The organism is Paraburkholderia sp. BR14312 (assembly GCF_040948675.1).
GTDB classification, from domain to species: Bacteria; Pseudomonadota; Gammaproteobacteria; order Burkholderiales; family Burkholderiaceae; genus Paraburkholderia; species Paraburkholderia nodosa_A.
The window spans coordinates 354,372-372,978 of the sequence record NZ_JBFPKI010000001.1; the positions used below are offsets into that span (position 1 = coordinate 354,372).

Consider the following 18,607-nt stretch of genomic DNA (forward strand, 5'->3'; position numbering starts at 1 on the left):
AAACCCGCGATTACGCGCCACAATATTTCTATTTCCGGATCGTCTACACGGGTATGGAACCGCCGCCCACCCCCAGCCCGCCGAGTACGCAGGACCGCGAAATCGCCGACACCGTCGCCCGCGAGCGCCCCAGGCTGCGCAATTTCATCCGCCGCCGCGTGATCGACCAGGACGAAGCCGACGACATTCTTCAGGACGTGTTCGAAGAACTGGTTCAGGCGTGGCGGCTGCCTGAGCCCATCGAGCAGGTTGGCGCGTGGCTCTTTCGCGTGGCGCGAAATCGCATCGTCGACCGGTTTCGCAAACGCAAGGAAGTGCCGCTCGTCGAGCCGCAAGAGGGCGAAAGCGAGTATCGCCTCGACCTCGCGCTGCCCTCGCCCGACGCCGGCCCTGAGGCCGCTTACGAACGCGCAGCGATGCTCGACGCACTGCGCGCCGCGCTCGACGAATTGCCCGCCAGTCAGCGTGAGGTGTTCATCGCGCACGAACTGGACGGGCGCAGTTTCAAGGAGCTGGCCGCCGCGAGTGGGGTGGGCGTGAACACGCTGCTCGCGCGCAAACGTTATGCGGTGCTGCATCTGCGCGAACGTTTGCGTGCGTCATGGGACGACCTCGAGATTTGAACCGAAGGAGAATGGAATGAAGTTTCGCCGCAAAATATTCGCCAAGGCGCTGCTGATGGTGGCGGTCATCGCACTGCTGGGCGCAATCGTCATGGGCCTGTGGAACTGGATCGCACCGGCGATCGTCGCCAATGCGCATGCCATCGACTATCCGCGCGCAATCGGACTGCTGGTGCTGTGCCGGATCCTGCTCGGCGGTTTCCGCGGGCATGGCGGCTGCCGCCGACGCATGCACTGGCACCAGTGGCAACAATGGCAGCACATGACGCCCGAGGAGCGCGAGCAACTGCGCAATGGCGCCGCGCCGCCCGCGCAATAAACCCGTGCCAGCCTCGCCCCGCCTCGGGCTGGCACAATCCCTTCATTGTCGATCCGCCAGGAAGCTCCATGCCAGATGTCGCCGCCCGCCGCCCTTCCCGCGTCGCGCCCCTCTTCGCCCTTTTGCCCTTCCTGCGCCCCTATGCGGGACGCTGGGCGCTTGCTTTCCTCGCGCTCCTGACCTCGGCGGGCGCGACGCTCGCGCTGCCGGTGGCATTCAAGTACCTGATCGACCGTGGGTTCGCGAGCGGCGATCGCACGCATATCGACCGCTATTTCATCGCGCTCTTCGTGGTTTCGCTGATCCTCGCCGCGGCGACGGCGCTGCGCTTCTACTGGGTCTCGTGGCTCGGCGAGCGGGTGACGGCCGACATGCGGCGCGCCGTGTACGACCACGTGATACGCATGAGCCCGCAGTTCTTCGAGACCACGCAGACGGGCGAAGTGCTCTCGCGCCTCACCACCGACACGACCCTGATCCAGACGGTGGTGGGCACCAGCCTCTCGCTGGGCCTGCGCAACGTGCTCCTCACGGTCGGCGGCGTGGCGATGCTCGTCGCGACGAGCCCGGTGCTGTCCGGCTACATCATCGCGACACTGGTCGTTGTGGTCGCACCTATCGTCATCTTCGGGCGGCGCGTGCGGCGGCTTTCGCGCGCGAGCCAGGACAAGGTGGCGAGCGCAAGCGCCCTGGCTGGCGAAGTGCTCAACGCCATGCCCACGGTGCAGTCGTATGCCCAGGAGTCGTTCGAGACAAAGCGCTTTGGGGGCGCCGTGGAAGCGGCCTTCGAAACGGCGCTCACACGCATTCGGGCGCGTGCCGGATTGACGGCCGTGGTGATCGTGTTCGTGTTCGCCGCCGTCGTGTTCGTGCTCTGGCTCGGTGCGCAGGCGGTACTGGCCGGGCAGATGAGCGCCGGCCAGCTCTCCCAGTTCATTCTCTACGCGGTGTTCACGGCCGGCGCCGTGGGCGCCGTTGCCGAAGTGTGGGGCGATCTGCAACGGGCCGCGGGCGCCACCGAACGGCTGCTGCAACTGCTCGCCGCGCGCTCGCCGGTGGCGCAGGCGGCGGCAACCGTGCCGCTGCCCGCTCATGGCGCGGGCATCCGCTTCGACAACGTTGGCTTCTCCTACCCTTCGCGCCCTGGCATTGCCGCGCTCGACGCCTTCTCGCTCGACGTGCGCCCGGGCGAACATGTCGCGCTGGTCGGTCCGTCGGGCGCGGGCAAGACCACGCTCTTTCAATTGCTGCTGCGCTTTTACGACCCGCAATCGGGCAGCCTCAGCATCAACGGTGTGCCGACGCAACAGGTGTCGCTCGCGGCACTGCGCCAGGCGATCGGCGTCGTGCTGCAGGAGTCGGTGATCTTCTCGGGCAGCGTGCTCGACAACATTCGCTACGGCTCGCCCGACGCGACGCTCGAAGCCGTGCAGCGCGCCGCCTCCATGGCGGCGGCAGCCGGCTTTATCGAGGAACTGCCGCAAGGCTACGACACGTTCCTCGGCGAGCGCGGCGTGCGCCTTTCAGGCGGTCAGCGTCAGCGCATTGCCATTGCGCGCGCGATCCTCAAGAACCCGCCCATTCTGCTGCTCGACGAGGCCACCAGCGCCCTCGACGCCGCGAGCGAACGCCTTGTGCAAACCGCGCTGGACAACGCTGCCCAAAACCGCACGACGCTCGTCATCGCGCATCGCCTCGCCACCGTGCAGCAGGCCGACCGCATCATCGTCATGGAGCAGGGCCGCATCGTGGCGCAAGGCCGGCATGCGGACCTGCTGCAGAGTTCGCCGCTTTATGCGCAGCTCGCGGCGCTGCAGTTCGGCGCGCAGCACGCGAATACCGTCACGTAACCATCAACCGGGCCGCCTGGGCGCGATTCGCGATTGCCTGCCTGCGTTGTCGAACGTTCGCAAATCGAAGCGCCGCCCAAGCGTGGGTTAGCGCACATTCAAAGCTTTCAGAAAAATTAATCCTGCTTCCTGTCAATCCGCCCTCTCCGTTTGCGGCGATCGTCGCCGCCATCACCTCAAAATAATCCGCTCAGCCTGAAGTCGAACGGGGTCCTTCGCCAGCATGCTTGCGAAGTGTCTTTTCTGCGATGAATTACTTAGGAGAACGATGATGAATCCCCAAGGTACACCGCGCAACCTCGTCGGAGCCCATGCGGGAATGAGCGGCCTGAACGAAGAGTTGACTTCGATTTTCCCGCCGCGCTTCAATCACTATGACCCTGCGCACCTCGCCGTACTCGCGCGAGGCATGCAGTCAGCAGCGGACACCGTATCGAACGATCCCGACCCGGAGGAGAACCTTTATGTACCGGCCGGCTACACGTATTTCGGCCAGTTCATCGATCACGACCTGACGCTCGATACCACGTCGCAGCTAACCTTGATCCAGGCGCGCAAGACCGGGCAGCTGCCCACGAACCTGCGCACGCCGCGCTTCGACCTCGACAACGTGTACGGCCCGGGACCCGACGACGCGCCCTACATGTATGCGGACGAAAACCACCCGCACAAAGGGATTTATCAGGGCGCCTCGCTGATCGAAGGTCACGACGATCTGCCGCGAACCGGGAATGCCTATAACGCTCGCGCGATTATCGGCGACAAGCGCAACGACGAGAATTCGATCGTCTGCCAAATCCAGATGCTGTTCCTGCGTTTTCATAACCGCGTGGTCGCGCGGCTCGCGAAAGCCGACGTCACGCTGCGCGGAAGCGATCTGTTCGAAGCGGCGCGCGCACAGGTGCGCTGGGCGTATCAGCGCGTGCTGGTCGAAGACTTCCTGCATCGGATCGTCGATTCGTCCGTCGTCGATGCATTCGTGACCGCGCACGAGCAGGACCGCGCGCATGCCTACAAGCTTTATGGTCCGGGCCCGGCGAGACGCAACCTGCCGCGCGAATTCACCGGGGCCGCGTACCGGTATGGCCACTCGGGCGTGCGCAACGGCTATGTGCTGAACGACAACTTCAGTGCACCGATATTCGACGGCACGAATGCCAACAAGGACAGCCTCGTCGGTTTCGACCGGCTGCCCGAAACACACGTGATCGACGACTGGCAGCGCTTCTTCCCGCGCGAGCATCCGTTGCCGGGCGAGAAAGGCGGGCCCGGACTCGATGGCGCGAACAAGGCCGCCACCGGCGTTGCCGACAATGCCTCGAACGACGTCAAGCGTCTGCAATACGCGTACAAGTTCGATCCATCGATCGTCGATCCGCTTTCGAAACTTCCGCACAGCGTGTCCGATGTGCCGATTCCCGACGCGGCAAACAATCTCGCATCGGCGAAGGGCTTTCGTTCGCTGGCCATGCTCAACCTGTTGCGCGGCAACGTCTATGGCCTGCCAAGCGGTGAAACGGTGGCGAGCGCGCTCGGCGTGACGCCGCTCGGTCCCGACGAACTCGTGGTGCGCACCCAGGTTTCGAGCGATCCGTCGAAGACCTTCCGCTTCGATCGCATTGCCTCGCTGAATGCGGATGGCGAGAGCCCGGCGCTTGGCGACACGTTCAAGGACGATACGCCGCTATGGTTTTATATCCTCGCTGAAGCGCAACGGCCGGTGCTCGAACTCGCGCCCGTCGGCGAGACGTTCAGTGAAGACGACATGCTCGGCACGCAGGACGGCAAGCTCGGCGTCGGCGCATTGACGCGCCTTGGCCCAGTGGGGGGCCGCATAGTCGTCGAGGTGTTTTACGGGCTGCTGGACGAGGACCCGGATTCGATCATCCATCGCATTGGTAGCGCGCCCGCGCTCGAAGCCGAGATCTTCAGCAACGCGCCCGCCACGTTCTCGCAGATCATCGCTTTCGCGACCGCCGGCGAATGGCGGCTGATACCGCTGAAGGCGGTCGTCGACCTGGCGGCCTGAAGTCCCCGCTACCGAGGGGCGGCCAGGCGCGCGACGCTGCGCACCTGGCGCGGCAGCACGATATACATGCCCCATGCCACGAGCAGTATCGCGCGCAGTGCGTTTGCAAGTGGCTGCGCAGAGGAGACCCCTACATTGGTAATGGCGAGGCTGGCCGGCAAGGTCCACGCATACGTGATCAAGCCGAGCAGCGTGGCGCGCCAGAAGCCGAAACGCCTGGGTGCGGGCATGGCGTGCGCGGCCAGTCCGCGCCGCACCATGTACCCCACGAGCGGCAGGCTGAGCAGCAAATATGCGAGCATGGGCACGATGAAGGGCATGCCGGCAATCGCAAGCGAAATGGCCGGCGAAGATTGCGCGAGGTCGTGCGGCACCCGGTTCGCGGCGAACGCCATGAGCGGCGTCGCGATCTTTCCGAGCGATAAGCGCAACACGGAGAAGGCCACCACGAAGAGCAGCGCGCTCGCGAGCCACTGACGCCAGGCGCAGGACCACCAGAGATAAAGACGCCGGCCGAACGACACCCCGGGATTCAGCGTAAACAGCGCCCACTTGTCCCGGCGCGCGCCGATGCACGCGAGCACGACGAACAAAATGCCGGCGACGACGAATACGTGCTCATTCCATACCGTCAATTGCGCGTGCTGATCGACACTCGCCGAAGCCGGCGTGTTCGAGGCGAAATTCTGCAGATGCCGCGCAATATACTCAGAAGGGCTGAGGGCCTGCGAGGATAGCGGTGGAGTCATCGCGCCTCCGTCTTCCGTGATGCACTGCCGCATGGCGATTTCGTTCAAAAGCGCACACTGCATCACAACGTGATATATCATCGAGCTGTATCACGACGTCTCAACCCATGCCGATCAGGATGGAGCGATAGCGAGGGACGTATCACTTCCACCCGATCCGGCGAAGCCAACATCCCGGCCGATCGGGGCACGTTTTTTGCGCACCACCGGGACCCTGGTCATGCGTTTTGCATTGGCCATATCGCCCTTGCCTTGGGGGTGCGAAATGAATGCCGATCAACCGGGAGCCACGCTCCTTTCGGACGAAGACGCCCAACGCCAGTTGCGCCGCGCCGTAATTGCCAGCACCATCGGCACGACGATCGAATGGTACGACTTTTTCCTCTACAGCATTGTCACCGGGCTTATCTTCGCGAAGCTGTACTTTCCTGAATCCGACCCGCTAGTCGGCACCCTGCAGGCCTTTCTGATCTATGCCGTGGGCTTCGTCGCACGGCCAGTCGGCGCGGCCATTTTCGGCCACTATGGCGATCGCGTCGGCCGCAAAGCCACGCTGATCGTCACGCTGCTGCTCATGGGAGTCGCCACCTTCGCCGTGGCCTTCGTTCCGACCTATGCCTCGATCGGCATCTGGGGCGCCGTTCTGCTCACGGTGCTGCGCTTCATCCAGGGCGTGGGCGTGGGCGGCGAATGGGGCGGCTCGGTCCTGATGTCGATGGAGTGGGCGCGCACCAATTCGCACCGCGGCTTCGTTGCTTCCTGGCCGCAATTCGGCGTGCCGGCGGGACTCTTCATCGCCAATCTCGTGGTGCTCGCCGTCAGCGCGTTCTCCGGAGACGCCTTCATGACGTGGGGATGGCGGGTGCCGTTCCTGCTGAGTATCGTGCTCGTCGCGATCGGCCTCTATATCCGGCTGAGCATTCTCGAAACGCCGATCTTCGCGAAGCTCCTCGCCGAGAACAAGATCGAGAAAACGCCGATGCTGGAGGTCATTCGCCGCCAACCCAAGGACATTCTCCTCTCGGCGTTGGCGCGCATGGCCGAACAGGCGCCGTTCTACATCTACACGGCCTTCGTCTTCACGTATGGCGTGAAGACACTGCACGTTTCGCGCGACCTCATGCTCACTGCGGTTCTGGCTGCCGCCGTGCTGCAGTTCGTGACCATTCCGTTCTTTGGGCACGTGTCCGACCTGATCGGACGCAAGCGCATGTACATGATCGGCGCGTTGGCCGCGGGCATCTTCGGCTTTATCTACTTCGGCATGCTGGATACGAAAAACACGGCTTTGATTTTCGCGGCCGTGGTGCTTTCGCTCGTGCCGCACGCCATGCTCTATGGTCCGCAGGCGGCCTTCATCGCCGAATCGTTCACGGGGCGGCTGCGGTACAGCGGCGCCTCGCTCGGTTATCAGCTGGCTTCCGTGATTGCGGGCGGCCCGGCGCCGCTGATCGCAACGGCGCTCTTCGCGTATTACCGCACGGGTTATGCAATCGCGATCTATATCGCCGTGTGCGGTGTGATCAGTCTGCTCGCCGCCTGGCGCATGGGCGATTACACGAACAAGGATATTTCGCGCGAATACGACGACGCGCGCGGAACAGGCGATCACGGGCACGCTTCCCGCCCCGCATGATCGGCTGCTGAAAAACACAGCGCGCCCCTTCCCGACGAATCCGGCAGGGGCGCGCTTCTTTCTACCGATCAACAACGATCAGCGATCCTCAACGGTCAAACCTTCGGTGCCTTGTCGAGCACCACGCCCGTCGTCGGATCGAGGTACAGCCTGCGATCTTCGTGGCCGCGGCCGCGGCGGTCGAAGTCGAACATGCCCATGATGCTGCCTGCCGTCGCATCGAACGAACCGCCGCCGATGCGCTGACCGTCAAGCCAGTTGTCTTCGATGAAACGCACCACGGAAGACTGGTCGATCAGCGTATGGTCGACGTAGTTCTCGCGCGCCCACGGCGAGATCACGACGAACGGAATGCGCGTGCCCGGACCGCAGCGGCCGTTCACGGGCTTGCCGTTCAGGCCGGCGGGCGCCGAACCCGTGCCGCAGATGCCGGCGGCCGTCAGCTGGTCGGCCACGCTGTCGTACGAAGCGCTGGTGGGCTGCGCGTAGGCATGGTCGTACCAGCCGTCCGAGTCATCCCATGCCACGATCACGGCCGTATCTTCCCAGTCATGCTGATCCTGCAGGAAGTTCACGACCTTCGTGACGAAAGCCTGCTCGTCGAGCGGGTCCGAATAACCGGCGTGGCCGTCCTGGTAGGCCGGAGCCTTCAGGAAGCTCACCGACGGGAAATTGCCCGCCTTCACGGCAGCGAAGAAGTCGTCGGTATCGTACTGGTGATTCGCCGGGTCGGGGTTGCCGTTCTTGCCCTCGGTGTGACCGATTGCGGCGAGCGAGCTCGGACGCAGATGCTGCGGGTTCGAGGTCGAAGCATAGTACTGGAACCAGTTGTGGTGCGGAATATAGTCGGCGGTAGCCGAGCCCACCACCGGCGAGACCGTGCTGCGCTTGCAGCCGGTCGTGCCGTTGCTGTTCGTCGTCGCGAGGTTGAAGCCTCCCATGAAGCCGCCCCACGAAACGCTACGCGCGTTCAGCAGGTCGCCGATATTCTTGCCGGTCATCTGCGCCTGGTCGGTCGCGCTCGAGCAGAGGTCGTAGGCCGGATCGACGTCGTTGATCATCGTAAAACCGTTCTGCCCGTCGTTCACATAGTACGAACCGGCGGTCGAAGGCTTCTTGGTCGTGAGCACAACCTTCATGCCGTTGGTCTGGCCCGAGACCACTTCGAGCGCACCGGGCGTCGACGGACCGTAGGTCGAAGTATAGGCGTTATCGCTCATCGCGAAGTGCTGCGCGTAGTTCCACAGCGCCGTGACGGTGTTGCCGTCGTAGTAGCCCATCACCTGGCCCTTCGTGCCGAACGCGCCGGCGCCGCCGCTCGTGCCGTTACCCGTGTACAACGGGAAGAGGTCGGCATGGCCGTCGTCGTACGCCTGCTGCTCGGCCGTATAGGCGTGGTTCTGGTCGGCCGTGGCCGCCTGGGTCCGATCCAGACGGAACGGATTGGCAGCGCCCGTGCCATTGGCCGCATTCGTGAAGTTCGGATTCTTCGTCAGCAGCGTGCCCGTCAGACCGTTCACTTCGGGCGTGCCCGGTTGCGCCTTGAATGCTGGCTCGCCGGACGGGTTGGTCGCATGCGGGTAGGTCGCGAAGTAATGGTCGAACGAGACGTTCTCGCCATAAATCACGACCAGGTGCTTGATCGGAGTGGCGGTGTGATTGTGTTCCGGATGATTCTTGTCGTGATCGTCACCAGCACTCCACGCAATTGTCGATGCGAATGCTGCGGCTGTGAGCGAACCAACTGCGACGTGACGCCATTGCATTTTCGGCTCCTGGTTGGTTTCGTATTGTCGGGATCACCGTGAAGCCGGGTGAAGGCGTTATGCAGCTCGCATCGTGGCGCTCATGCCAGCTGAATGCGGAGGCTACACGGCATGAGGATTAAAGCATCGGGTTATGAATGCTCAGCGTCAGACTCCTTACGAAATATTTTCGATTGGAAAGTTTGGCGCTGAATCGGGACTCGGCATTCGATTGGCACGCTCAGTTGCCGACGCAACGATAAAGGCCACCGGGATTTCAGGTATGAAGATTGCTAACCGCGCGCGCCGGTTAGCAAACGAGCTGAATAAAATGAATTGAGCCGCAGTGCGGCGGCCGGCAATGGAACAGGCGGCCTAGATGAAACTGACGCCGCCGTTGACGGCAATGGTTTGCCCCGTGACGAAGCCGTTGCCGACCACCATCAACACGACCTGTGCGACCTCATCGGCTTCACCGAGGCGGCCGACGGGCAGCCGCTCGGCGATGTTCGCGGCTTTCAGCGGCGCGGCCATCTCCGTGTCGATGGGTCCCGGCGCCACGGCGTTCACGGTCACGCCTTCCCGTGCCACGCGTGAGGCGTAGCCACGCGTCAAGCCTTCGAGACCCGCCTTCGAAGCGTTGTAATGAACGCCGACGAGGCCTGCGCCGCGCGCGGCGACGGACGAAAGATTGACGATGCGGCCCCAGCGGCGTGCGCGCATGCCGGGCAGCACCGCCTGCGTGCAAAGAAACGCCGACTTGAGATTGACGGCGAGCGTATGGTCGAATTCGGCCTCCGTAATCGACTCGATGTCGCTGAACGTGCCCGTGCCGGCGTTGTTCACGAGCACATCGACCGCGCCGAGGCGGCGCTCGATCTCGCCAATCATGCTGGTGACCTCACTCGCCGACGACACATCGGCGCGCACCGCGAGCGCGCGGCCGCCGGCGCTTTCGATCTGCGCGACGACCTGGTCCGCTTCGTCAGCGCGCTGCCGGTAGTTCACGCCAACCGCCGCGCCAGCCGAAGCCAGTGCCAGGGCAATGGCCCGCCCGATCCCGCGCGAGCCGCCGGTCACGAGCGCAACGCGATGATTCAGGTCGGGCAACAGAGCGGACATGGTGGGCTCCTTCTGCGGTCGGTTTGCATTTTACAGCCGCCGTTGCGCAAGACGCTCGCCTCGACGCGCTCACGGCGCCGTGCCAATGCCGCCGCCCGGGCCCGCCAGTTCGCCGTCTACGCCCAGCTCAGCCGCGTGGCCGTGGGCGTTCACGCGGCCGCCACGGCGCGAAAACGGCGGCGTGCGCAGCTTCGCGCGGCGACGCGGCCCGGAAACCGGGTCCAGATAGAACATGACGAGCGTGCCTGCCGCGGCGGCCGCTGCGAGATGGAACAGTGCCTTCATGGATGCCTCTCGATAGTTGCAACGCATGCAAAGCGCGGAATGCGGCGCGGTCGACTTGATTGAGTCGACCGGCCATTGCATCGATCCGCGCAGCCATTATGCCGCTGACAACTGTGCGTGAGGCGCCTGCATGGCTTCCGCTCTCAGGAAAAGCCCTCGTCCCAGCGTGTATCGCGCACTTGCACCATGCCCGCTTCCACGCGCACTGCGAACACCGCGACGTCCTCATACGCGGGCGGCGCGAGAACCTTGCCCGTCTTGATGCAAAAACGGGCGCCATGGCGCGGGCAAATCACCTCGTCGCCCTCCACGGCGCCGCCCGTCAGCACGCCGCCGTCGTGCGGACAGGTATCCTCGATCGCATAACAGGTCCCTTCGAGATTGAATACGGCGACCGCCGTGCCGTCCACATCGACGCTGCGTACGGAACCCGGTTCAAACTCGGCGTATGGCGCCACGTCCACCCAGTCGGCCATATCAGAGCATCCCCAGTTGCAGCAGCGCCGCTTCGGACATGCGCGCTCTCGTCCACGGCGGGTCCCAAACCAACTCGACGTTCGTTTCGCTCACGCCTTCCACCTCGTTCACGTATTCTTCGACCGTGCCAGGGAAGGTTTGCGCGACCGGGCAGCCCGGCGCGGTCAGCGTCATGCGGATCATCACGTGCCCCGTTTCGGCATCCACGTCGAGTTGATACACGAGCCCCAGATCATAGATGTTCACCGGTATCTCCGGATCGAACACCGAGCGCAACGCGTCGATCACGCGTTCGCGCAAGTCGTTGCTCGCCGTTTGCGTATTCATCGTCATATGCCTCCAGGCCGCGCGGCCTTATTCCGTCGATACGGTTCCGCGCTCGTCGCGCAACGCGGCGTGCAGCGTGTGCCACGCCAGCGTCGCGCATTTGATGCGCGCCGGAAATTCGCGCACGCCCGCGAGCACCGCGAGCTTGCCGAGACCTTCGGCAGAGGCCGGGCGGTCCGAAGGCGCCGTCGCCATCGCGTGGAAGCGTTCGAACAGCGCCTCGACTTCCGCCTGCGTGCGGCCCTTGAGCGCTTCGGTCATCAACGAAGCCGAAGCCGTGGCGATCGCGCACCCCGCGCCCTCGAAGCCGGCGTCCTTGACCACGCCGTCCTCGATACGCAGATACAACGTGACGCGGTCGCCGCACAACGGGTTGTAGCCTTCGGCGCTATGCGTCGCGCCGGGCACCGTGTGGCAGTTCCGCGGCCGCCGGTAGTGGTCGAAGATCGTTTCCTGGTACAGGTCGCGCAAGTCGCTCATAGCGGGAACACCTCTTCTACACGCGCGAGGCCGTCGAGCAGCGCGTCGACTTCGGCGCGTGTGTTGTACAGCGCAAACGAAGCGCGCACCGTGGCCGGCACGCCATAGCGGTCCATCACCGGCATCGCGCAATGATGGCCCGTGCGCACCGCCACGCCGCACTGGTCGAGTATCGTGCCGATGTCGTGGGCGTGCGCGTTCTCCATGACGAACGAGAGGATGCCGAGTTTTTCTTTCGCCGTTCCGATCCTTCGCACGTTAGGCATCCCACGCAATGCTTCGTCGGCATACGCGAGCAGATCGGCCTCGTGCCGTTGCGCGACTTCCAGGCCAATTGCACTTATATAGTCCAGTGCCGCGCCGAGCCCGATCGCCCCCGCAATGTTCGGCGTGCCCGCTTCGAACCGCCATGGAATCACGTTGTACTCGGTCTTCTCGAACGTCACGGAGCGGATCATGTCGCCGCCGCCCTGCCATGGCGGCATGGCTTCCAGTAGCGCAGACTTCGCGTACAGCGCACCAATGCCGGTCGGGCCATAGACCTTGTGACCCGAGAACGCATAGAAGTCGCAATCGAGCGCGACTACGTCCACGGGAACATGCGCGATCGCCTGCGCGCCGTCGACCAGCACCGGCACGCCGCGCGCATGTGCAAGTTCGATCATCTGTGCAAGCGGATTGACACTGCCCAGCGCGTTCGACGCATGCGACACCGCCACCATGCGCGTGCGTGGGCCGAGCAGGCGCGCGTAGGCGTCGAAGTCGAGCGTGCCGTCGTCGTCGATCGGCGCCACCTTCAGCACCGCGCCGGTCTGCGCGCAGACAAGTTGCCACGGCACGATATTCGAGTGATGCTCCATCGCGGTGATGAGCACTTCGTCGCCGGGCTCAAGGCGCGGCCGCGCGTAGCTTTGCGCCACCAGATTGATCGCTTCCGTGGTGCCGCGCGTGTACACGATCTCCTGCTCGTGCGTCGCGTGAATAAAACGCGCAATGCGCGCGCGGGCGCCCTCGTAGGCATCGGTCGCGCGCTGCGACAGCAGATGCACGCCGCGATGCACGTTGGCATTGTCGTGCTCGTAATAGGCCTGCTCGGCGGCGATCACGCTCGCGGGCTTCTGCGTGGTCGCCGCGTTGTCGAGGTACACGAGCGGCTTGCCGTGCACGCTTTCCCGCAGAATCGGAAAGTCGCGGCGCCAGGCCATGACCGCTTCGGCGTCGGGAATGCCCACCGGTTCGAGTAGATTCATGACAGTCCCCGCAGGTACTCGCCACCGGGCAGGCGCGCGAGCAACTGTTGCGTGAGCCGGCCGCGCAGCGCGGCGCTTTCCACGCGATCCACGCTCACGCGCGCGAACGACCACACGAGGAGCGCGCGCGCCATGCGCTCGTCTATGCCGCGCGAGCGCAGGTAAAAGAGCGGGCTCTCGTCGAGCTGGCCGACGGTCGCGCCGTGCGTGCACTTCACGTCGTCGGCGTGAATCTCCAGTTGGGGCTTCGTGTCGATCTCGGCGTTGCGCGAGAGCAGCAGATTGTCGTTGCCTTGATGCGCATTCGTCTGCTGCGCGTCCTGATGCACGATCACGCGGCCGTCGAACACCGCATGCGACGCGCCGTCGAGCACGCCGCGATAGTATTCCCGGCTGGTGCCGCGCGGCATCTCATGGTCGATGCGCGTGTGATGATCCACGTGCTGCCGCGCGCTGACGAAATACAGGCCGTTCAGGTCGACTTGCGCGTCTTCTGCGTCCAGACGCGTGTCGATCTGCGTACGCGACAACGCGCCGCCGAACGCGAACGAGTGCGAGGTGAAGTGGCTCGCCCGCCGCTGCGAAACACCGACATGCGCGATATGAAACGCGCTGCGCGCCTCCTGCTGGATGCGGCAATGCTGAACGTCGGCCTCTTCGTCGGCGACAATTTCCGTGGCGGTGTTGACGAAATAGGCTTCGTCGGTAATGCCCGCGAACTGCTCGACGATCGAGCAACGCGCCCCGCGCTCCGCGACCACCGCGTTGAACGGATGCATGGCAAGCGCAGCCTCGCTGCTGAAGAACAGCACGTGCAGCGGCCAGTCCAGCGCGCAGCCGGGCGGCAGCACGACCATGTAGCCGTCGCTGCGAAACGCGCCGTTGAGCGCCGCAAAGCCGTCCTCGGGCGCACGCCGCGCCATGATCGATTCGACCCGCTCAGGAATCCTGCGCATTGCCTGCGCGAGCGTGCCGACGAACGCGCCTTCCGGCAAAGGCGGCAACGACGAGAGCTTCGGCACGTGGCGGCCGTTCACGAACACGATACGCCCGCCCGCATCGGCGGGCACGAGGTCGTCGATCAGGCGGGCGTAGTTGGTCTGCTCGCCGTCCGAAGGCATGAAATGCCAATGCGGCTTCGCAATCGGCATCACATTGGTGTATTTCCACGCTTCGAGTTGCGTGCCGGGAAAGCCCAGCGTCTCGAACCGGTCGAACGCGTGCCGTCTCGCCTTGCGCAACCACGGCAGCTCGACGCCAGCCAGCGTCCCCGCCATCGTGCGGAAGGCGTCGCGGTAATGCTCGCGCGTTGATTCGCTCATCGTTGCTCCCTGGCGGCTGCCGTGTGTTGCGTGCCGGCGCCCTGCCCCGCTGCCGGTTCGTCGCCATCCTGGCCGCCGAGCCAGCCATAACCCTTGCGCTCCAGCTCGAGCGCAAGCTCATGCGAACCCGAGCGCACGATGCGCCCCTGTGAAAGCACGTGTACCTGGTCCGGCACGATGTAGTCGAGCAGGCGCTGATAGTGCGTCACGAGCACGATGGCCCGGTCCGCGCTGCGCATCTGGTTCACACCACGGGCGACGAGTTGCAACGCGTCGATATCGAGCCCGGAATCGGTCTCGTCGAGAATGGCGAGACGCGGCTCCAGCACCGTCATCTGCAGCACCTCGTTGCGCTTTTTCTCGCCGCCCGAAAACCCTTCGTTCACGCCCCGGTAGAGCAGGTCTTCCTTCATCTCCATGGCCGCCATTTTTTCCTTCACCAGTGCGAGAAAGTCCATGGCGTCGAGTTCCGCCTCGCCACGATGCTTGCGCTGCGCGTTGAGCGCGGCCTTGAGCAGATAGATATTGCTCACGCCCGGTATTTCCACCGGATACTGAAACGCGAGAAAGAGCCCGCGGCGCGCGCGCTCGTCGGGCGCCAGCGCGAGCAGGTCGCAGCTGTCGTACTGCACGCTGCCCCCCGTGACCACGTATTGCTCGCGCCCCGCCAGCACATGGGCGAGCGTACTTTTGCCGGAGCCGTTCGGCCCCATGATCGCGTGAACCTCGCCCGCATTCACGCGTAAATCCACCCCGCGCAGAATCGGCTTGCTTTCCACTTCGGCATTCAGATTGCGAATTTCCAGCATTCTTTCCTCCTTCTCAACCTACGCTGCCTTCCAGGCTCACGCCCAGCAGCTTCTGCGCTTCCACGGCGAATTCCATCGGCAATTCCTTGAGCACGTCCTTGCAGAAGCCGTTGACGATCATCGACACCGCGTCCTCTTCACTGAGCCCGCGCTGCCGGCAATAGAACAACTGGTCTTCGCCGATCCGCGACGTCGATGCTTCGTGCTCGACTTTCCCGCTCGGGTTCTTCACCTCGATATAGGGAAACGTGAAGGCGCTGCAGCGATCGCCGAGCAGCAGCGAATCGCACTGCGTGTAGTTGCGCGCGTTCTCGGCCGAGCGAGCCATTTTCACGAGGCCTCGATAGGCGTTCTTGCCGCGGCCGGCCGAGATGCCCTTCGAGAGAATCGTGCTGCGCGTGTTGCGACCGATATGCACCATCTTCGTACCGGTATCGGCCTGCTGATAGTGATTGGTGAGCGCCGCCGAATAGAACTCGCCGATCGAATTGTCGCCCTGCAAGATCACGCTCGGATACTTCCACGTAATGGCGGAGCCGGTTTCCACCTGGGTCCACGAAATCCGCGCGTTCGCCTCGCGGCAGTCGCCGCGCTTCGTCACGAAGTTGTAGATGCCGCCGCGCCCTTGCGCGTCGCCCGGATACCAGTTCTGCACCGTCGAATAGCGGATTTGCGCGCCTTCCAGCGCAACGAGTTCCACCACGGCGGCGTGCAGCTGGTTTTCGTCGCGCATCGGCGCGGTGCAGCCTTCCAGGTAGCTCACGTAAGCGCCCTTGTCGGCCACGATGAGCGTGCGCTCGAACTGGCCCGTGTTGCGCGCGTTGATGCGGAAGTACGTGGACAACTCCATCGGGCAGCGCACGCCCGGCGGGATATAGCAGAACGAGCCATCGCTGAAGACGGCCGAGTTGAGCGTCGCAAAGAAGTTGTCGGTGTACGGCACGACCGAGCCGAGATACTGGCGCACGAGGTCCGGATGGTCGCGCACCGCTTCCGAAAACGAGCAGAAGACGATGCCAAGCTCGCCCAGCTGCCGCCGGAACGTCGTGGCAACCGACACGCTGTCGAATACCGCGTCCACGGCCACCCCCGCGAGCATCTCGCGCTCCTGCAGCGGCACGCCGAGCTTTTCGTAGGTGCGCAGGAGTTCCGGATCGACTTCCGCGAGGCTCTTCGGGCGGTTTGCCTGGGTAAGCGGCGCCGAGTAGTAGGCGATGTCCTGGAAATCGATGGGCGGGTGTTCGATGCTCGCCCAATGCGGCTCGGTCATCGTGAGCCAATGCCGGTAGGCGGCGAGCCGCCATTCGAGCATGAAGTCCGGCTCCTGCTTGCGCGCCGAGATAAGACGGATCACGTCCTCGGACAAACCGCGCGGCAACGTGTCCGACTGCACGTCCGAAACGAAACCGTGACGATATTCCCGCCGCAGCAATTCCTCGAATGTTTTCGCTTGTGTATCCATGACGTTATTACGGTCTCCTTTACACTCATGACCTCATTCTAGAACCCCTGGCAAAACCCTGGCATGGCCGGGGTTTAAGCAGAGCACATGAGGCGCGAAGCAGGCACGCGCGATGCGGAAGACCCTGTTGACAAGAGAGAAATGACAACGCATCCGCGTGAAGCCGACCCTTCCACTACTGGCCGTCAGTTTCTTCGCCGCGGACGTGCAGGCGGGTGCGGGCCCCTTTCTCGGCATCTATCTCCAGGCGCATGGCTGGACGCCGGAAACGATCGGCACCGTGCTGACCATGGGCGCGGTGATCGGCACGCTCGCGACAGTGCCCGGCGGCGCGCTCGTCGACGCCATTTATCACCGCCGCGCGGTGATCGTCGGCGCCAGCCTGTTGACCATCGTGGCCGCTTGCGTCATCTGGCTTTCGCACGGCTACTGGCCGATCGCGTTTTCGCAGATCGCCACAGCCGTCGGGGGTTCGGTCATGGGCCCCGCGTTGACGGGATTGACGCTCGGCATGGTCGGCCGCAAGAACTTCGACCGGCAATACGGGCGCAACCAGGTCGCGAACCATGCCGGCAACATCATCGCCGCGGCGTTGTCCGGCGCGCTCGGATGGTGGCTCGGCATTGCCTATGTGTTCGTGCTGGGCGCGGCATTCGGTCTCGCGTGTATCGCGTCCGTGCTGCTCATTCCCCCGCGTTCGGTGCACCGGCACTACGCGCGCGGCCTCGTGCACGACGACGAAAAAGATCGTTCGCAGGTGCGCGCCGAACGCATGCGCATGTTGTTGCATTGCCGCCCCCTGCTGTTGCTCGCGGCGTCGCTTGCCGCGTTCAGTCTCGGCAATTCCGCCATGCTGCCGCTCTATAGTCTTGCCGTCGCGGCAGCCCATCACGGCGACGCTAACCAGATCACCGCCGCCAACATCATCATCTCGCAGATCGTGATGCTCACGGCCGCGGTCTTCGCAAGCCGCATCATTCGCCGCTGGGGCTTCTGGCGGGTCATTCTCGCGACGCTCCTCACGTTGCCGCTGCGCGGCGTGTTCGCCGCGTGGCTGGCGTCGCCGTGGGGCATCCTGCCCGTGCAGGTCCTCGACGGTCTCGGCTCCGGTTTGCAGAGCGTCGCCATCCCCGCGCTCGTGGTGCATTTGCTGCATGGCAGCGGCCGCGTGAATCTCGGTCAGGGTGCGGTGCTCGCGGTGCAGGCAGCGGGCGGCTGCCTGAGTCCGCTGCTGGGCGGGTGGCTCGCCAACCGCTTCGGCTATCCAGCGGCGTTTCTCGCGCTCGGCAGCCTCGCCGTCGTCGCGTTGGCCATCTGGGTCACGCAGGGCGCGACCATCCGCGGGTCGTGCGACATGCGCCGCGACGAACTGGAACAACTCGCCGACGTCGACACGTCGGCGTTGTTTCACTGACGACGATGGCCGCACGTCCACGCTTGCGGGCACGCGATTCGCGGCACCTTGCAGGGCATGACGATGAAGACCAGGGAGGAGCCATGAAGCCACTGCATGTTCCCGTCTGGGGCGCGATCGCCTGTTTGGCGCTCGCCGCCTCCTCGTTGTCCGTCAACGCACAGACCCAAACGCCCGCTCATCCCCCTGCGCCGCCGATGGTGAAACCGCCGGCAGCCGTGCCAGGCACGGCAAGCGAATCGAACCCCGCCAACCCCGATAACATGCCTGTGAAGAAACCCAAGGGGCCCGCCACCCACGACAAGATGATGCGCAGCGACCCCGCCAGCGACGCTCAGGCCAAATAGCACAAAAAGAAGCGCAAATAGGACTCACCCCTGGCTGCGCCAGGCTCTACCCTTTAACAATAGAACTCACGGAGGACCAGGATGAGAATCGAATTCACGAGTCGCCGTCACGCTGTGGCTGCCGCACGCGTCGCGTTCGAAGCCAACGTGGACAACCGCCCGGTATGGTGCAGCGTGTCGCTCGACGCGCTGAACGACCGCTTCGGCAACACCGGCACATCGGCGCATGCGCTATTGAGCGCCTTCGAGGCAAACCGCCCGAGCATCGAACTGGCCGCGCGGCACGCGCTGGAGAAAAACGGGGGCCAGTCCGTGGAGCTCGAAACGCGCGATCTCGAGTAAGCGCGCCGACGCAAGCGCA

Annotated in this window: 19 protein-coding genes and 1 pseudogene; 9 read left to right on the forward strand and 11 right to left on the reverse strand. The window is 64.3% G+C overall.

The features are described 5' to 3' along the window. The first annotated feature begins 53 nt into the window (after positions 1–53). From AB3X98_RS01545 to AB3X98_RS01560, 4 genes are all read left to right on the forward strand, one after another. Positions 54–623: a sigma-70 family RNA polymerase sigma factor gene (locus tag AB3X98_RS01545; RefSeq protein ID WP_342948367.1), complete on the forward strand. Its 570-nt coding sequence runs from the start codon at positions 54–56 to the stop codon at positions 621–623. A 16-nt stretch (positions 624–639) separates the two neighbouring features. Continuing rightward, positions 640–942, forward strand: a complete 303-nt coding sequence (locus AB3X98_RS01550) for a hypothetical protein (RefSeq protein WP_368604652.1) — start codon at positions 640–642, stop codon at positions 940–942. 68 nt (positions 943–1,010) lie between these two features. Beyond that, positions 1,011–2,792, forward strand: a complete 1,782-nt coding sequence (locus AB3X98_RS01555; RefSeq protein ID WP_368604653.1) for an ABC transporter transmembrane domain-containing protein — start codon at positions 1,011–1,013, stop codon at positions 2,790–2,792. 268 nt (positions 2,793–3,060) lie between these two features. After that, positions 3,061–4,821 carry a peroxidase family protein gene (locus tag AB3X98_RS01560; protein ID WP_368604654.1) on the forward strand — a complete coding sequence of 587 codons (1,761 nt, stop codon included), beginning with the start codon at positions 3,061–3,063 and terminating at the stop codon, positions 4,819–4,821. Positions 4,822–4,829: 8 nt separating this feature from the next. Here the strand turns inward: AB3X98_RS01560 and AB3X98_RS01565 are convergent, their stop codons facing one another. Further along, positions 4,830–5,570, reverse strand: coding sequence for a hypothetical protein (locus tag AB3X98_RS01565; RefSeq protein ID WP_141710579.1), 741 nt, complete (start codon positions 5,568–5,570; stop codon positions 4,830–4,832). A 265-nt stretch (positions 5,571–5,835) separates the two neighbouring features. Here AB3X98_RS01565 and AB3X98_RS01570 point away from each other — a divergent pair, with 265 nt between their 5' ends. Beyond that, complete coding sequence (locus AB3X98_RS01570) at positions 5,836–7,206, forward strand: MFS transporter (protein WP_069262271.1); 1,371 nt, start codon at positions 5,836–5,838, stop codon at positions 7,204–7,206. Positions 7,207–7,301: 95 nt separating this feature from the next. On the opposite strand, the pseudogene AB3X98_RS01575 reads toward AB3X98_RS01570, so the two are convergent. Beyond that, positions 7,302–8,861 (reverse strand): annotated as a pseudogene (locus AB3X98_RS01575) (phospholipase C); the annotation flags it as partial. A 244-nt stretch (positions 8,862–9,105) separates the two neighbouring features. On the opposite strand from AB3X98_RS01575, the gene AB3X98_RS01580 reads away from it, so the two are divergent. Next, the gene (locus AB3X98_RS01580) at positions 9,106–9,291 is read left to right on the forward strand and encodes a hypothetical protein (protein WP_368604655.1); all 186 of its coding nucleotides are present in this window, start codon (positions 9,106–9,108) and stop codon (positions 9,289–9,291) included. A gap of 35 nt (positions 9,292–9,326) precedes the next feature. Here the strand turns inward: AB3X98_RS01580 and AB3X98_RS01585 are convergent, their stop codons facing one another. From AB3X98_RS01585 to sufB, 9 genes are all read right to left on the reverse strand, one after another. Next, positions 9,327–10,073 carry an SDR family NAD(P)-dependent oxidoreductase gene (locus AB3X98_RS01585; RefSeq protein WP_368604656.1) on the reverse strand — a complete coding sequence of 249 codons (747 nt, stop codon included), beginning with the start codon at positions 10,071–10,073 and terminating at the stop codon, positions 9,327–9,329. Positions 10,074–10,142: 69 nt separating this feature from the next. Further along, positions 10,143–10,358 (reverse strand): hypothetical protein, encoded by a 216-nt coding sequence (locus AB3X98_RS01590; RefSeq protein WP_069262273.1) that lies wholly within the window; start codon positions 10,356–10,358, stop codon positions 10,143–10,145. Between the two features lie 143 nt (positions 10,359–10,501). Next, complete coding sequence (locus tag AB3X98_RS01595; RefSeq protein WP_069262274.1) at positions 10,502–10,834, reverse strand: non-heme iron oxygenase ferredoxin subunit; 333 nt, start codon at positions 10,832–10,834, stop codon at positions 10,502–10,504. 1 nt (position 10,835) lies between these two features. Continuing rightward, positions 10,836–11,162: an SUF system Fe-S cluster assembly protein gene (locus AB3X98_RS01600; protein WP_368604657.1), complete on the reverse strand. Its 327-nt coding sequence runs from the start codon at positions 11,160–11,162 to the stop codon at positions 10,836–10,838. Between the two features lie 27 nt (positions 11,163–11,189). Next, positions 11,190–11,642 carry a Fe-S cluster assembly sulfur transfer protein SufU gene (gene sufU, locus AB3X98_RS01605; protein ID WP_069262276.1) on the reverse strand — a complete coding sequence of 151 codons (453 nt, stop codon included), beginning with the start codon at positions 11,640–11,642 and terminating at the stop codon, positions 11,190–11,192. Then, positions 11,639–12,892, reverse strand: a complete 1,254-nt coding sequence (locus tag AB3X98_RS01610) for a SufS family cysteine desulfurase (protein WP_368604658.1) — start codon at positions 12,890–12,892, stop codon at positions 11,639–11,641. The genes sufU and AB3X98_RS01610 overlap by 4 nt, the downstream gene beginning before the upstream one ends. Beyond that, a complete protein-coding gene (gene sufD / locus AB3X98_RS01615; protein ID WP_368604659.1) occupies positions 12,889–14,214 on the reverse strand; it encodes a Fe-S cluster assembly protein SufD in 1,326 nt (441 codons plus the stop codon). Before sufD ends, AB3X98_RS01610 begins: the two co-directional genes overlap by 4 nt. Further along, positions 14,211–15,023, reverse strand: a complete 813-nt coding sequence (sufC, locus tag AB3X98_RS01620) for a Fe-S cluster assembly ATPase SufC (protein ID WP_368604660.1) — start codon at positions 15,021–15,023, stop codon at positions 14,211–14,213. Before sufC ends, sufD begins: the two co-directional genes overlap by 4 nt. Positions 15,024–15,036: 13 nt before the next feature. Then, positions 15,037–16,485, reverse strand: coding sequence for a Fe-S cluster assembly protein SufB (gene sufB / locus AB3X98_RS01625; protein WP_368604661.1), 1,449 nt, complete (start codon positions 16,483–16,485; stop codon positions 15,037–15,039). A gap of 157 nt (positions 16,486–16,642) precedes the next feature. Here sufB and AB3X98_RS01630 point away from each other — a divergent pair, with 157 nt between their 5' ends. From AB3X98_RS01630 to AB3X98_RS01640, 3 genes are all read left to right on the forward strand, one after another. Next, positions 16,643–17,899, forward strand: a complete 1,257-nt coding sequence (locus AB3X98_RS01630) for an MFS transporter (protein WP_368604662.1) — start codon at positions 16,643–16,645, stop codon at positions 17,897–17,899. Positions 17,900–17,982: 83 nt separating this feature from the next. Beyond that, entirely contained in the window at positions 17,983–18,246 is a 264-nt protein-coding gene (locus AB3X98_RS01635; protein WP_069262282.1) for a hypothetical protein, read from the forward strand. An 81-nt stretch (positions 18,247–18,327) separates the two neighbouring features. Further along, the gene (locus tag AB3X98_RS01640; protein ID WP_028204289.1) at positions 18,328–18,588 is read left to right on the forward strand and encodes a DUF1488 domain-containing protein; all 261 of its coding nucleotides are present in this window, start codon (positions 18,328–18,330) and stop codon (positions 18,586–18,588) included. Positions 18,589–18,607: the final 19 nt, after the last annotated feature.